10 protein-coding genes are annotated in these 14,801 nt (G+C 53.1%); 2 read left to right on the top strand and 8 right to left on the bottom strand.

Annotation, left to right across the window (positions count from 1 at the left end; translation table 11 throughout):
• Nucleotides 1-1,377 (bottom strand): sialate O-acetylesterase (locus tag FH871_RS18285; protein ID WP_138992843.1); only part of this gene is annotated, 1,377 nt, incomplete at its 3' end.
• A 322-nt stretch (nt 1,378-1,699) separates the two neighbouring features.
• Here FH871_RS18285 and FH871_RS18280 point away from each other — a divergent pair.
• Nucleotides 1,700-2,113, top strand: coding sequence for a cytochrome c (locus FH871_RS18280; RefSeq protein ID WP_229317375.1), 414 nt, complete (start codon nt 1,700-1,702; stop codon nt 2,111-2,113).
• Nucleotides 2,114-2,118: 5 nt separating this feature from the next.
• Here FH871_RS18280 and FH871_RS18275 read toward each other — a convergent pair whose 3' ends face one another.
• The 7 genes from FH871_RS18275 to FH871_RS18245 all read right to left on the bottom strand — a co-directional run bounded on the left by FH871_RS18275 (nt 2,119) and on the right by FH871_RS18245 (nt 12,674).
• Nucleotides 2,119-2,601, bottom strand: a complete 483-nt coding sequence (locus FH871_RS18275; RefSeq protein ID WP_229317373.1) for a hypothetical protein — start codon at nt 2,599-2,601, stop codon at nt 2,119-2,121.
• A 143-nt stretch (nt 2,602-2,744) separates the two neighbouring features.
• The gene (locus FH871_RS18270) at nt 2,745-3,608 is read right to left on the bottom strand and encodes a chromate resistance protein ChrB domain-containing protein (protein WP_138992842.1); all 864 of its coding nucleotides are present in this window, start codon (nt 3,606-3,608) and stop codon (nt 2,745-2,747) included.
• A 31-nt stretch (nt 3,609-3,639) separates the two neighbouring features.
• Entirely contained in the window at nt 3,640-4,764 is a 1,125-nt protein-coding gene (locus FH871_RS18265; protein ID WP_138992858.1) for a formylglycine-generating enzyme family protein, read from the bottom strand.
• A complete protein-coding gene (locus FH871_RS18260) occupies nt 4,730-6,295 on the bottom strand; it encodes a sulfatase (protein ID WP_138992841.1) in 1,566 nt (521 codons plus the stop codon). Before FH871_RS18260 ends, FH871_RS18265 begins: the two co-directional genes overlap by 35 nt.
• A 100-nt stretch (nt 6,296-6,395) precedes the next feature.
• Nucleotides 6,396-7,913 carry a sulfatase gene (locus FH871_RS18255; RefSeq protein WP_229317371.1) on the bottom strand — a complete coding sequence of 506 codons (1,518 nt, stop codon included), beginning with the start codon at nt 7,911-7,913 and terminating at the stop codon, nt 6,396-6,398.
• 312 nt (nt 7,914-8,225) lie between these two features.
• Nucleotides 8,226-9,647: a RagB/SusD family nutrient uptake outer membrane protein gene (locus tag FH871_RS18250; protein ID WP_138992839.1), complete on the bottom strand. Its 1,422-nt coding sequence runs from the start codon at nt 9,645-9,647 to the stop codon at nt 8,226-8,228.
• A gap of 12 nt (nt 9,648-9,659) precedes the next feature.
• Nucleotides 9,660-12,674, bottom strand: a complete 3,015-nt coding sequence (locus FH871_RS18245) for a TonB-dependent receptor (protein ID WP_171062880.1) — start codon at nt 12,672-12,674, stop codon at nt 9,660-9,662.
• A gap of 692 nt (nt 12,675-13,366) precedes the next feature.
• On the opposite strand from FH871_RS18245, the gene FH871_RS18240 reads away from it, so the two are divergent.
• Nucleotides 13,367-14,794, top strand: a complete 1,428-nt coding sequence (locus FH871_RS18240; RefSeq protein ID WP_138992837.1) for an NAD(P)/FAD-dependent oxidoreductase — start codon at nt 13,367-13,369, stop codon at nt 14,792-14,794.
• Nucleotides 14,795-14,801 lie beyond the last annotated feature (7 nt).

Here is a 14,801-nt window from a genome sequence, read left to right as displayed (position 1 = left end):
GAAGTCGCTGGCCACGATGGAACCGATCAGCGTACCCTCGGCAATCGAGGAGCCGTCGAAGAATTCCACCGTAAACGTGTTGTTGGGTTTGTTGCGGTCATACACCCAACCCGAAAGCGTGCTGCAACTGGCTTCCTGCGTCAAATACCCGTCGAAGTTACCCGAAACAACGGGTGGATTTTCTGTTGGCGTTTCTTCAACCGGTTGCGCCGTGGAAAGAGCGGGCAACACATACGGAGTCGAATTCGAGAAGAAGGCATCATTCAGGGCATTCGACCAGTATTGGGCGGCTTTTGCCGCCCCTGCTAACGTCAGGTGAACCCCATCGGCCCGGTCGTTGGACGTCAACAGATCATAGTCAGGCCCAGGGAAACAATTTGGCGTTTGAATCATTCGTTCCTGTGCACGTCGAATCACAGGACGCGTTTTGTAGGGCGTTTGCCGATTGACCACCACGGCCAGCGACGGAAAACCCAGATCGGCCCGGGTCTGATTGACCCAGGTCTGGTAGTATTGCAACACCTGATCTTCATTGGTATTGCTCCAGTCGTTTTGTCCCTGGTCGGAGAGAATGCCGCGAATACCGGTTTGGCTGCAATAGACCTGCAGCGTATTTTTGACATTGATATACGGCATTCGGATGGAGGAGTTGATAAAAGGGTGTTCAAATGACTGACCAAGAGCAGATTTCGCCCAGTGCTCCAGGCTGGTTCCCCCATAGGCTGCATTGAAAAGCAGAACGGGAACATTCAGACGTTGCGTCAGCGCCTGTCCCATTTTGGCCCAAAAGTAGGTCCCGTGCGCGAATGGAGCGGGCGTCACACCTGATTCGTAGTGGCCAAAACTTCGGGGAAGATAGACTGGATTGGCGGTACTTTCGTAGGACGAATAAGCGGAGGTTTCCGGAAAAACCGGTACTGTATTGACCCGTTCGTCGTCGCTGCCGGCCAAGTTGTTCTCCTGTCCCTGGGCAACAGAATGACCGGCCACCACAAACACCTCGCCGACGCCGACCCGTTCGATGCTGGCGGTGCCGACCGGCGTGCTGCCGACCATGGCGCGCACCTCCAGCGTATACCACCCCCCGGAGGCTGGTAAACTCCCCTGAAACTGCCCGTCCTGGGCACTGGTCGCAATGGTAAACCAGCCGGTCGTCTGGCCTTGCCCATTCCGGGCGACAGCTCTGGCATCGATCCGCGTCGTGTTGGCGGGCCAGTTGCCACGGATCGGAATAGCCGCCTTGTTGCTCTGATTGCGTTGGTAAACGATTCGGTTGAGGGGAGAAGTCAGGCTGAGCTGGGCCCAGGCTTGCAGATGAAAAAGCAAGAGTGCCGACACGAAAGCCAGCCTCTTCAGGTGGTAAAATGTTGAATGCATAAAAATAACGTTGAGTAGATAAAAATCGGATTCACCAGGAGCTTCTACGCCCCCTGATGCACGATCAATTACCGGTAGTCGGAGGCAATAATTGAGCCATTCCTTTTTTTACTTGTATTTAAAAAAGCCGGGAAGCCTTCTGAGTGGGTAGTATACCCATAATGTGCAGAGAGATAGTGCGATAGGGCGGAGGGCAGAACCCGCCTTCGGTTTTAGAGAAAAGGGGATCCGTGAACTTGCAACCGGATTATCCCGTTAACCAGTTCGTGTTGCGAGTAACACCAACCGAAAATTTCCTTTACAGAATTTCGACCTTCTTACCATGATGAAACCCCTGCTTTTGCTGCTTTCAGGCCTTGTATTTTGTTCCGCCATGCTGCCTGATCCTGAAAATGAGCTGGAAAAAAGTATGGCGCGGGGCAAAATGCTCTATGCCGGGAATTGCATCAATTGCCACATGGCCAAAGGCGAGGGCGTGGTCGAGACGTTTCCGCCCCTGGCGAAATCCGATTATCTGCTGAAAACGCCAATCAAAGCCATTCAGGCCATTAAATTTGGCTTGCAGGGAGAGATCAAGGTGAACGGCGTTACCTACGACAATATGATGCCGGAACCCGGCCTGAATGAGCAGGAAGTGGCCGATGTGATGAATTACATCCTGAATTCGTGGGGGAATTCGTCCGATAAAAAACTGATTACGGCGCAGATGGTGAAGGAGGTGAAACCGGCGGAATAAGCGGTTCAGAAGCTGATGCCAAACTGAAAACCGATGGTGACGTTGGCGGGATGGTTGTTTCCAAACCGCACCGGCAACGGTACGGCCACGAAATACCCGCTGTTTTTGTTCTTTTTGACGATCTTGTTCAACACCGGCGTAAAACCGTAGCGCCCGGCGGTTTCGAAAGCCGCCCGTCCTGCCAGCGTAAAACCGTGTCCCAGACTCACCAAAACGCCGGGGTGAAACAGCAGATTTCCGACTTTGCTGGTCCCATTCTCTGCCCGGATCAAGGGCACGATTTCAACCGAAAAACCAATTTTCGGGCTTTTCCAGATGTTGATTCCGGTTGGCAATCCCACGATGTAATAGGCATCGAAATTCGTGACGGTTTCTTCTCCGCTGAACGTTACCAAAGGATGCAGAATGCCAACATACCCGGCGATTCGGGGATAAACGGGCGGGGTTTCCTGGGCATTGGCGGTTTTCGATACACCAGCCAATGCCAAACTGAGCAGGCTTAATACAGCAATTCTTCTAAAAATAAGCACGGCAATCAACGCATTTTGGTGAAACCTACCGACACCCGACTCATCAATGGGCATCCTCACTGCAATGCTAGAAAGTCCTGCGCTGGCAAAATAGAACAGAATTAACCTTTGGGATCGGCTTTACGTTTGGCGAGATTTTTTCGGAACTCAGAAGGACTTTTTCCGGTGTGCTGCCGGAAAATGCGGGTAAAATGGCTCTGGTCCGAAAAACCGGTCAGGTACCCGATTTCAGACAGGGAATGGGTGGACGTTTCGAGCAGTTGAATCGCTTTTTCGATCCGAAGTTTGCGGATGTACTCCCCGAACGAGAGGTCATCGAAATACCGGGAAAACTCCCGTGACAAATACGTCGGATGGATGTTCAAATCTTCGGAAACCGTCTTCAGATTCAAACTCAGATTGGTATCGATATGATTCTGAATCATATCCCGAAGTTCGGCGGTCCAGGCAGGAGCTTTCGTTTTCTTCGCGCCTTTTTGGGTCAGATATGTGCGGTAAATTTGCAGGAGCAGGTGTTCCGTCGGGCTCTGGACGTGTTTCATCTGTGGCAGATAGGTGGCCCACGTGTAGAGCGAATCGTAGATAAACATCCCTCTTTCCAGCAGTTCGTAATCATCCCGGATCAGAAACGCCATGCCCGCCGAAATGGCCCACAAACCGGCCGACTGGCTGGCCACGGCATGGTCGTCGGTATCTGCGCCCCGAATAATGGGTGCCATGACGTGCAGGGCCGGGTCTTTCAAATCGTATTTTTTCAGAAAATAGTCGAACGTGCACTGGTTTTCGTAGTGCGTAAACTCGACGCCGGGAATGTCGAACGGGATGGCCTGAAGTGTTTCTGCCTGCAATTTTACCTGCGAATCAGGCACAAAAATAATCTCGGCTTCGGGGTCGATAAACCGCCTGATGAGCCAGGGACAGGCAATACGGTCAATTTTCGGCCGTTCGCGGGTGATCCATTTCATCGGAAGACAGGAATAAAGAGAACCGGGTTGGTTACTGATCCCGCACACACCGAAATCCCAGGTTATCGCTCCCGCTGCTCACTTCGCCCTTGCCCCGGCTCCCGGCTTTGTAGCGGATGCAATACTGATCGCTGCACAGGAAGGAGCCGCCCCGCTGGACGTATTTGACTGCGCCCGGTTCGTCGGGATCGTAGCTATCCGTTGGGCCTTTGGGATTTTCTTTCGGGCTATTCCGGTAATAATCAGGGCGGTACAAATCCTGGCACCACTCCCAGACGTTACCGTCCATGTCATATAAGCCGTACGGATTCGGCGGAAACGTCTGAACCGGCGCAATCCCGGCAAAACCGTCTTCCGTCGTGTTCTGGTTCGGGAAATTGCCCTGATAAATATTAGCGACCCATTTACCGGCCGGTTTTAGCTCTTCGCCCCAGTAGTATTTCCGGTTGCCTTTACCGCCCTGTGCGGCAAACTCCCATTCGGCTTCGGTTGGCAGTCGCTTTCCGGCCCATTTCGCGTAGGCAGCCGCATCTTCGTAGCAAACGTGTACCACCGGCTGGTTTTCGCGCCCTTTCAAATCACTCTGCGGTCCGGCCGGTTTTTTCCAACTGGCTCCGGCGACATATTGCCACCAAACCAGCGGATTTTCGAGTGACACCGCCTGATTCGGGGGTGTAAAAACCGCCGAGCCCGGCACCAATTTATCCGCCGGAACACCGGGGTAATCCTTCGGATTCAACGGTCGTTCGGCTACGGTTACATACTTGGTCGCTTCCACGAACCGGGCAAATTCGGCATTGGTAACCTCGTGCTTGTCCATCCAGAAACCGTTGACTTTTACGGTATGAAGCGGGCGGGAATCAGGAAACTCATCGGAACCCATCTGGAACGTTCCGCCGGGAATCAACACCATGTCATCCGTGCCGTTTTCGCCCGACGCCGTTACGGAAGCCGCCTGCCGAACAGCCGCCGACCGCGACGGCATTCCCTTCGCCACGCAGTGTGCAGCACTATCGGCCTTTGCAGCTTCTTCTGCCGATTGATTCTGCGACTGGCAACCCACCAGTACGGTCAGAAAAATGCCACAAAATAAGATCGTTAAATAGCCCCAATACCTCCTGTCAGATCCCACTTTCCACAATTTTGAGTGCTTCATCATCCTTGTATTTCCGGATTTGGTCTTTGAGTCTCGCTTTCAGGTCAGCGGTAATCGCTTCATACCCTTTAACGCCATAGACGTTCCGAAGTTCCTGCGGATCTTTTTTCAGATCGAACAGTTCCCAGTAGTCTTTCGGCCCGTAAAACCGCACCAGTTTGTATTGTTCCCCCCGCAATCCGATGTGCGGATAGACGTGGTGCGGCTGCGGATATTCGTAGTAATGGTAATACGCATCTTTGCGCCAGGCCACTTTTTTACCCGTCAGCAACGGCAGAAACGACTCACCCTGAATTTCTTTCGGAATGGCGGTACCCGTCAGGTTCAGCACCGTTGGAGCCCAGTCGATGTTGGAAACGAGCTGGTTGACCTGTGTACCCGGTTTGATCACGCCCGGATACCGGATCACAAACGGCGTTTTCAGCGATTGTTCGTAAATAAACCGCTTGTCGAACCAGCCGTGTTCGCCCAGGTAAAAACCCTGATCGGAGGCATAAATGACGACGGTATTTTTGGCCAGACCCGATTTATCCAGGTAATCCAGTAGTTCACCAATGTTGCGATCCAGCGAGTTGGCCGTAGCCAGATAATCCCGCAGATACCGCTGAAATTTCCACTCGGCCAGGGCTTTTCCGCTCAGCTTTTTCTCGTCAAACTCTTTACTGACCTTATTTTCGTAATACTCATAAAATGCTTTTTTCTCGGCGGGCGAAAACCGGTTATAAATCCCGCTTTTCTCGTAATCCGCGTGTACTTTCAGGTCTTCCTTCAACCGCATCGTTTTGTCGATGGTCATATCCTGGTTCTTGGCGGCTTCCCGGCCTTCGTAGTTGTCATAAAACGTCGCGGGCAGCGGAAAATTCACGTTGTCATACGCCCCCAGATCCTGCAAATCGGGCAACCATTCGCGGTGCGTCGCTTTGTGGCCCACGACCAGAAAGAACGGTTTGGATGCATCCCGCTGGTTCAGCCAGTCCAGCGAAAGTTTCGTCACGACGTTGGTTACATAGCCCGGATACCGGGTGGTATCGCCGTTGGAGTTGATGAATGTTGGGCCGTAATAATGACCCTGCCCCGGCAACACATTGAGGTAATTGAACCCGTGTGGTAAACTACCCAAATGCATTTTGCCGATCCAGGCAGTTTGGTAGCCGTTTTTCTGCAACTCTTCCGGAAAAACCGGCTGGTTGATTTCAAACTTCCGCTCGTTGACTTTGTAGCCGTTGAGGTGGCTGTATTTCCCGGTCAGAAGCGTGGCCCGGCTGGGTCCGCAAATGGAATTGGTGACGACGTTGTTGTACAGAATCGCACCTTCTTTCGCAATCCGGTCGATGTTGGGCGTTTTGGCAAGTTTGCTGCCGTAGGCGCTGATGGCCTGGTAAGCGTGGTCGTCGGAAAAGATAAAAATCACATTAGGCCGGGTTGCCTGAACGGTTTCCGGTTCCTTCGGCGAATACCCAGGAATCACCACCAACACGGCCGCCAGTGCCGAAATGACCACGAGAATTCCTACTCCAATTTTTAAATTCATTATCGTTACTTTTTGATTCCTAGTTAATTGTAGTTTACGGTTTTCGGTATACAGTTGGCTGACGCATTCCAACAAAACGGAGTAACTTGCCGTAAACCGTTCACGGAATTACGTCTTCCGGCCACGCCACCGCTTTACCGGTTTTTTTGAACGTCGGCATCTGCGCGTTCCAGGTCTTTAATTGTTTAGTAAGCAACAAAGCGAGCTGTTTTACTTTATCGGGATGCGCTGTCGCCAAATTTTGTTGTTCGCTAATATCGTTTTTCAGGTTATACAATTCCAGGGCCGCGCTCCGGTGGTCATACACCAGTTTCCAGTCGCCCTGCCGAATCCCGCTCGCCCAGTGCAGCATTGGCCCTTCGGCCGGAATCCAGCGGTTGGGGTGGTGCCAGACAAGCGCCCGCCCGTTGTCTTTCAACGCCGGATTTTTCAGCAGCGGCAGAAACGACCGGCCATCGATCTGCTGCACAACCGCCGGTTTTTTCACGTCGGCTATCGCCAGAATGGTCGGAAAGAAGTCTTCAACAATGACATACTGCTCCGTCACACCACCCGGTTTGACCACGCCCGGCCAGCGCACCAGCATCGGCTCGCGAATACCGCCTTCATAAACCGATCCTTTTCCGGCCCGCAACGGCAGGTTGTGCGTGTGTTCCTGACCACCCCGCAACGGCGTGGTGCTCAATCCGCCGTTGTCGGACATAAAAATGACCACGGTATTGTCCGTCATCTTGCGTTCGTCCAGAAAATTCAGCAGGTCGCCCAGGCTCTTGTCCATGCCTTCCACCAGCGACGCATACTTGGCTTCGGTGCTATCCAACCCGGTTTTCAGGTAGTGATCTAAAAACCGCTTGTCGGCCATAATCGGCGTATGAACGGCGTAGTGACTGAAATAGAGAAAGAACGGCTGCTTTTTCTGAATCGGCACCTCCACGGCTTTCAGGGCTTCAAGCGTGAGTGCTTCGCTCAGAAAAACGTCTTTGCCGTGGTACGCTTCCAGTCCCGGAACGGCGTTGCGGTTGGGCTTTCCATTACTGGGCCGGTCGTAGTTATCGGTTCCTAAATAGCTGGCTGGATGTCCGATTTCATTCCCGGCAATGTTCACCTGAAACCCCAGATTTTTCGGATCAGCACCCGGCGTTCCGGCCGAACCGAAGTGGGCTTTTCCGGTATGAATCGTGTAATACCCGTTTTGACTCAGCAACGTTGGCAAGGGCGTCGCGTGAAACGTGTGCTCAATTCCGGCAACCGGACTCAACCCGTTGTAATTCCAGTCGACGGAATTCAGTGTGGTGTCCGGGTAATCGGTATTTTTGTCTTTATTCGGTGATGTCCAGTGCGTGATCCGGCTGTGGGCCGAGTTGACGCCACTCAGCAGACTCGTGCGGGTGGGCGTACAAACCGGCATGGCGTAAGCATTCGTAAACTTCAGCCCTTCCCGCGCCAGCCGTTCCATGTTGGGCGTCCGATACCGCCGGTTCAACTCCGTCACCTGTTTCCAGAACGGCACCGACGTGTCCTGCCAGCCCATGTCATCGACCAGAAAAACGACGATGTTGGGCGGTGTCCGTTTTTGAGCGACAGAACCACCAATTACCAGCACGATAAGGCTGATCATCAAACCCGTTTTCATCGAAAAACTATTCATCCCTAGAAAATCTTTTAAATAAGTAGCTTACGCCAACAAAAAGCCCAAAGGGTTGCCAATCACTAGCCCCGGGTTTAACCCGGGGACCGGTTGGGTGCAACAGGAATCCGATATAACCCCAATTCCGGTGCAACCCCGCAATTCGATATAACCCAGGATTCCGGTTGGGCCGTGGAATTCGATATAACCCCCGGATTCCGGTTGTGCCGGACCGCCCCCCCGGGTTATACCCGGGGCTAGTGATAGCAGCCTTTCAGGCTGTTTGGTTGGTTTTATGTCATCTCATTTATAACCGTCATTCTGTTTCAGGCTCGGATTCCGGTCAATTTCGCTTTGTGGCAACGGAAACAGGACCTGGTAATCGAAAGCGACTTTTCCGCGTGCTTTGGCAAATTCGATGAATTTGCCGTGCCGGATCAAGTCCTGCCGACGGAGTTCCTCCGAAAAAAATTCCCAGCCGCGTTCTTTCAGCAGATGCGCCCGCAACGCTTCTTTGGACGCAAAATCGCCAATTTTCAACAACGCAACGCCTGCTTTCGTCCGCACCTGGTTGATCAGGTCGATGGCTTCCGGCGTCGGGCCGCTCAGTTCGTTGAGGGCTTCGGCGCGGCTGAGCAGAATGTCGGCGTAGCGATACACCGGAAAATCGTTGCCCATCACTTCGCCGGTCGCGCTCAGGTCCTCCTTGAACTTAAAACTACGAACATCATCGGTTCCGAGCTTGATAATTTTTCCGTTGACATCCTCGTACTCCGTAATGATGGCCTGCCGCCGTTGGTCAGCCGGGTCGAAGGTGTTATAAAAAGCCGATAACGTTTTCAATTGCGTCGCATAATTGGTTTTGGGCGCAGTTTTGAATTTGTAATTCGGCGGGGCCGCGTGCGGCATGTAATTATCGCCCAAACCCGGCTGGGCCAGATTGGGACGAATGTAGATAAACTCGCTGTTTTTTTCGTTGGCAATATCGAACAGATTGGTCCGATTCGTTGTATTAAACAACTGATATACATTTAGATCAATGACTTTCTTGGCGGTTTCGGCTGTTTCCTGCCATTTCTTGTTGTTCAGATGAAACCGGGTCAGCAACGACAGAGCGGCCCCTTTCGTAGCCCGTCCGTATTGGGTCGAAACCGCCGGCAAAACGTCAGCAACGGCTTTGAATTCGGTTTCGACGAAGGCGACAAATTCTTCTTTGGTGGCGCGGCTGGGCCGGTCGTCACTGCTGATGGTGCTGCTCGTGATCAGCGGAACCGGCCCGAACAATTCGTACAGGGTCTGGTAGGCGCTGGCGCGTAAAAACCGGGCTTCGGCCAGAATCTGGGCTTTCCGGGCGTCGGGCATCGCAATCGCAGGCACCTGATCCAGAATCAGATTTGTCCGGTAAATGGTCCGGTAATGCGTGGTCCAGGCGGTTTCGAAAAACTCGTGCGACGCGTTCCAGGTAAAATCTTCCAGTGGTTGCGCCAGACTCCGCAGACCGCCTTCCCGGTTGATTAGCAGGTCGGTATTGACCTCAGCCATCAGCAGATAATTCCGAAAACCCCGGCGTTGTTCCACTGCATACGCCGAGTTGAGTAAGCCTTCGGCATCGTCGGCTTTCTGGAAGAAGTTATTGGGGCCGAAAGCGGAATAGACTTCTTCTTCCAGCGGGTCGGCGCACCCGATCAACAAGCTGACAATGAGTAAATAGAATATCTTTTTCATGAGAAATGTCGGTTAAAAATTAAGATTCAGACCCACGGTATACGTCCGCGTCAGCGGATACGAATTGTAATCCGCCCGGACGTTCGACGTGCCAAATGCGCTCACTTCGGGGTCGGAACCGGTGTAGTTCGTGATCGTAAACAGGTTCTGGCCAGTCACATAAAGCTGGGCGCTCCGGATGAAATTCAGTTTCGCCAACGGCAGGTTGTAGGCCAGTTGAACGGTTTTCAGCCGAATGAACGAGGCATCTTCGACGGCACGGCTGTTGATGTTGGTCGCATACGCCACTTTCGGCGCAATACCGGATGGGTTGTTGTTGGTCGGGTTCGTGGGCGTCCAGCGGTCGGTATACGATTCGGCCAGGCGGTTACGGCGGAACGAAATCGGGTTTTCGGATTCGGTGCGGTTCAGGTTGAAAACGCTGCTGCCCTGCACGCCCTGCAAAAAGAAAGAGAACGTCAGCGGACCGTAGGCGAAGTCGTTGTTGATCCCGAACGTGTAGCTCGGAAACGGTGAACCCAGAATCGTGCGGTCGGCGGTCGTGATTTGCCCGTCGCCGTTGACGTCCCGGTAGCGGTAATCGCCGGGGCTGGCCAGCGGCTGCGGAGACGATTTGATGTTGTCGCCCAGTTGGTAAACGCCGTCGATGACGTAGCCGAAAAACGAGTTCAGCGGTTCGCCTTTGCGGATGATGCTGAAGTCTTTGGAGAAACCGGCTTCGCCTTGCAGGATATACGGAAGTCCCGCCAGATCAGTCACTTCATTGCGAATCAGCGAGAAATTGACCGATGACCGCCAGGTGAACGGTTTCTGGATGTTGACCGTGCTCAGCGTGATTTCCAAACCCTGGTTTTTCATGCCGCCCACGTTCTTGAAGGTCGTCGAAAAACCGGTTGTGCGCGGAACGGGAAGTTGTAAAAGCAGGTCTCTGGTGTTCTTATTGAAGTAATCGATGGACCCTGTCAGCCGGTTCCCGAAGAGGCCAAAATCAAGACCAATGTCGAGCTGGCCCGTGGTTTCCCATTTCAGATTGGCATTGGGCAACTGCGTGGTGGACACGCCGACGTACGAAACGCCGTCGAAAATGGCGTTCCCCTGTGGCCCCAGCAACACGAGAGATTTGTAACTCCCGATGTCCTGATTTCCCGTTAACCCGTAGCTTCCGCGCAGTTTCAGGTCCGACAAAACCGTGATGCTCTTCAGAAAATCTTCTTCTTTGATGCGCCAGCCGAGCGCAACCGAGGGAAAAAAACCGAACTTGTTGTTCTCGCCAAACCGCGATGAACCGTCGGCCCGGAACGAAGCCGTCAGCAAATATTTATCCAGCAAATTGTAGTTGACGCGCCCCAGATACGACTGAAGCTGGTTCTGATTCCGGCCCGAAGCCACATCGAAGGTCGAGCGGGCACCAGCGGCTAAATTATTGAACAACAACGCATCCGACGAGAAATTTTGTGAACCGGCTCCGATGTAGTTGTTCTCAAACTGCTGGTAGGTATACCCGCCCAGCACCTCTACTTTGTGAATATCGCTGAACGTTTTGCTGTAGCGGGCCGTCAATTCAAGCAGATAGTTGCTGGCGCTGCTGGCCTGCGCGTCGGCAATCCCGTTGGTGGCCTGACCGCGACGGGTCTGGCGCGAAAGGTAGCTGTCGCGACGGGCGGTTTGCCGGTCCGTTCCGGCATTGACTTTCACCGACAGTTCGGGCAAAATGAAATATTCGGCAAAGATATTCCCAAACGTGCGGTTGGTTTCGGCCACATCCGTCACTTCGTTGGCCAGTGCCACCGGGTTTTCCAGGTTCACGATCAGCGTCTGGGCGTAATTGCCATTCGCGTCCCGGATTGGCAGGGTCGGGTCCTGAAAAATGGCGGTATTGACCACTCCGGCTCCTTCGTTGATGCTGACGCCGTTCGGTACAAAATCGTCTTTTACCAGACTCGAATTCAGATTCAGCCCAAACTTAAACCGGTCGTCGTTGTAGGTCAGATTGGCGCGGCCAATGTATTTTTTGATCCCGGAACTGATGATGACGCCCTTCTGATCGTAGTAATTGACCGATGCGTAGTAGTTAAATTTATCCTGACCACCCGAAAAAGCCAACTGGTGATTGCGCGTGTAGCCCGGTCGGTAAATTTCCTGCTGCCAGTTGGTTCCGTTGCCGATGGCGGCAATTTGTTCACTCGTAAATTCCGGTGCCAGTCCCTGGTCCTTTTTCAGATCGTTCAGCAAACTGATGTACTGCTGCGTGTTCAGCATCGGGATGGTTTTGGTCACATTCTGAAAAGCCGTGTAAGCGTTGTAATTGACCTTCAGCTTGCCTTTTGTCCCTTTTTTGGTCGTCACCAAAATAACCCCATTGGCCCCCCGCGATCCGTAAATGGCCGTGGCCGACGCATCTTTCAGAATCTCAATTGATTCGATGTCAGCCGGATTAAGCGCATTCAACGGGTTGCGCACCGCTCCGTCCGTAATCACCGGCGAGTTGGGTACCACGGGCGAATTGTCGATGGGCAGGCCGTCGATCACGTACAACGGTTCGTTGTTGGCGTTGATGGAGTTGGCACCCCGGATGCGGATGGTGACACCCCCGCCCGGTTCGGCGCTGGCCTGCGTAATCTGCACCCCGGCGGCTCGCCCGGCAATCAACTGATCCACCGACGTTTGCACGCCTTTGTTGAATTCTTTTGAATCCAGCGAACTTACGGCTCCGGTTAAATCGCTCTTTTTCTGCGTGCCATAACCCACTACGATGACTTCATTTAACTGCCGATTGTCCACCACCAGTTTCACGTCGAGCTGGCTTTTGCCGTTGACCGGCACTTCCTGTCGAATAAAACCGACACCCGAAAAAACCAGCACGGCATTCGGAGACGCCTGAATGTGGAAATTTCCAGCCGCGTCGGTTACAGTGCCCTGAGTCGTGTTTTTGATGAGTACATTGATTCCCGGAATACCCTGGCGGTCGTCTTCAGAAATAACCTGCCCTTTAACCGGACCTTGCGAATACCCTACCAGTGTGGTCAAAAGTAGAAAAATCGAAAAGACCCATCGGGCTAGAATCCTTTCATAATCAAACACATACAAATGTCTCATGGTGACTAATTGGTAAACTTGTAAAACAGATTTTAACTATCATTCCTATAGGAATACTATAATAATAGGACCCATTCAGAGCATGCCGGGTTAAATCAGGAGCATGCTGACTAACGATAAAAAAGATCAAATGAACAACAGAAGATTACAGACAGCAACAACAGCAGGAAGAGAGGGCTGTTGGCAAACAGGACAAGCAACACCCTTCTGACAGCGTACGTGTCGGATGGGAATGTTTGTTCAGGTAGTTAAACGTTTTCATGGTGACAGTCCAATGAAAGGAGTCGAATTTTATTCTTCTTGTTCTATTTATTTAATAGAGTACCAAAGAAAGGGTTTATCAGAATTAAAATCAAAGCACAACCGCACACAAATTCGATAAATTAAAGACATTGTTTAATTCGTACAATTGTATCCCCTACAGATACCGGTTCTCATTTGAACCCTATCACGGCCTGGGAGGTTAAACTCAACGGGCAGGTGCTGTTCCGGCCGGAAGTTTCAATGGTTACACAGAGTGAAGCGGAGGCAATCAGAGTGAATCAGAGTTTTTTTCTTTCTTTTTCTCTGATTCACTCTGATTGCCTCCGCTTCACCCTGCGTAACAACCTTTTTTTCACGCCATGCATAAAACTGATTTTGACGCCGTCGTCGTGGGTTCCGGTCCGAATGGGCTGGCAGCCGCCATCACCTTGCAACAGGCCGGGCTTTCGGTGCTGGTGCTGGAAGGCAAGCCCGAAATCGGGGGCGGACTGCGGTCGGCGGAACTGACGCTGCCCGGTTTTATGCACGACACCTGCTCGGCCATTCACCCGCTGGCGGTCAACTCGCCGTTTTTCCGGACACTACCCCTCGGTGCTTTTGGCCTGGAATACATCGAGCCGCCCATTGCCGCAGCCCATCCGTTCGACGATGGCACAGCGGCCCTTTTGACCCGATCGGTAGACGAAACCGCCCGTTCACTGGGGTCAGACGAAAAAACGTACCGCAACCTGTTCAAACCGCTGATCGAGCAGTGGCCCCGCATCGACTTCGACGTGTTGGGTCCCTTGACCTTTCCCAAACACCCGCTGGATTTTGCCCAATTTGGTCTGAAAGCCCTGCCGCCGGTAACCTGGCTGGCGAAATTATTCGAGACCCCACAGGCCAAAGGGTTGCTGGCGGGCATGGCCGCTCATTCCATTCAGCCCCTGTCTAATTTCACGACCTCGGCCATTGCCCTCGTGCTGATGACGGCGGCTCACGTGCGGGGCTGGCCCTTACCCAAAGGTGGTTCGCAACAGATTGCCAGGGCATTAGCCGCCTACTTTATCTCGTTGGGTGGTAAAATCGAAACCAATTTTTACGTCTCTTCGCTGGCGCAACTGCCCTCTTCGAAGGCGGTTTTGTTCGACATTACGCCCAAACAACTCCTGCAAATTGCCGGACACCGGTTTTCTCCGCTCTATCGCTGGCAACTGAACCGATACCGCTACGGCATGGGTGTTTTCAAGGTCGACTGGGCACTGGACGGCCCGATTCCGTTCACGGTGGAAAGCTGCCGACAAGCCGGTACGGTTCACCTGGGCAATACGCTGGAAGAAATCGCCGACTCGGAACTGCGGTCTTCGAAAGGCCAGCATCCCGAAAAACCGTATGTTCTGCTCGCCCAGCAAAGCCTGTTCGACGCGACGCGGGCCCCGGCGGGGAAGCACACCGCCTGGGCTTATTGCCACATTCCAAACGGGTCGACGGTGGACATGACCACGGCTATTGAAAACCAGATCGAGCGGTTTGCTCCCGGTTTCCGCGACCGGATTCTGGCCCGAAGCACGATGAACCCTGCCCAGATGGAAGCGCACAACCCCAACTACATCGGGGGCGACATCAACGGCGGCATCATCGACATCGGTCAGCTTTTCACCCGGCCCGCGCTGCGCTGGTCGCCCTACCGAACTTCTGCAAAAGGACTTTACATCTGCTCGTCGTCTACCCCACCGGGGGGCGGTGTGCACGGCATGTGCGGGCATCATGCCGCGCTGAGAGCCTTGAAGGATGTTTTTACCCCGTAATTTCTGC

It is taken from the genome of Larkinella sp. C7 (genome assembly GCF_006149005.1).
Lineage (GTDB): Bacteria > Bacteroidota > Bacteroidia > Cytophagales > Spirosomataceae > Larkinella.
Note: the sequence above shows the minus strand (reverse complement) of the source record. Positions and strands in the feature narration are given on the sequence as shown.

Excerpts from the sequence above, each read along its gene's own strand:
- FH871_RS18255 (WP_229317371.1), bottom strand. The coding sequence starts at position 7,913 with ATGATCAGCCTTATCGTGCTGGTAATTGGTGGTTCTGTCGCTCAAAAA.
- FH871_RS18270 (WP_138992842.1), bottom strand. The coding sequence starts at position 3,608 with ATGAAATGGATCACCCGCGAACGGCCGAAAATTGACCGTATTGCCTGT.
- FH871_RS18260 (WP_138992841.1), bottom strand. The coding sequence starts at position 6,295 with ATGAATTTAAAAATTGGAGTAGGAATTCTCGTGGTCATTTCGGCACTG.
- FH871_RS18280 (WP_229317375.1), top strand. The coding sequence starts at position 1,700 with ATGATGAAACCCCTGCTTTTGCTGCTTTCAGGCCTTGTATTTTGTTCC.
- FH871_RS18265 (WP_138992858.1), bottom strand. The coding sequence starts at position 4,764 with ATGAAGCACTCAAAATTGTGGAAAGTGGGATCTGACAGGAGGTATTGG.
- FH871_RS18240 (WP_138992837.1), top strand. The coding sequence starts at position 13,367 with ATGCATAAAACTGATTTTGACGCCGTCGTCGTGGGTTCCGGTCCGAAT.
- FH871_RS18250 (WP_138992839.1), bottom strand. The coding sequence starts at position 9,647 with ATGAAAAAGATATTCTATTTACTCATTGTCAGCTTGTTGATCGGGTGC.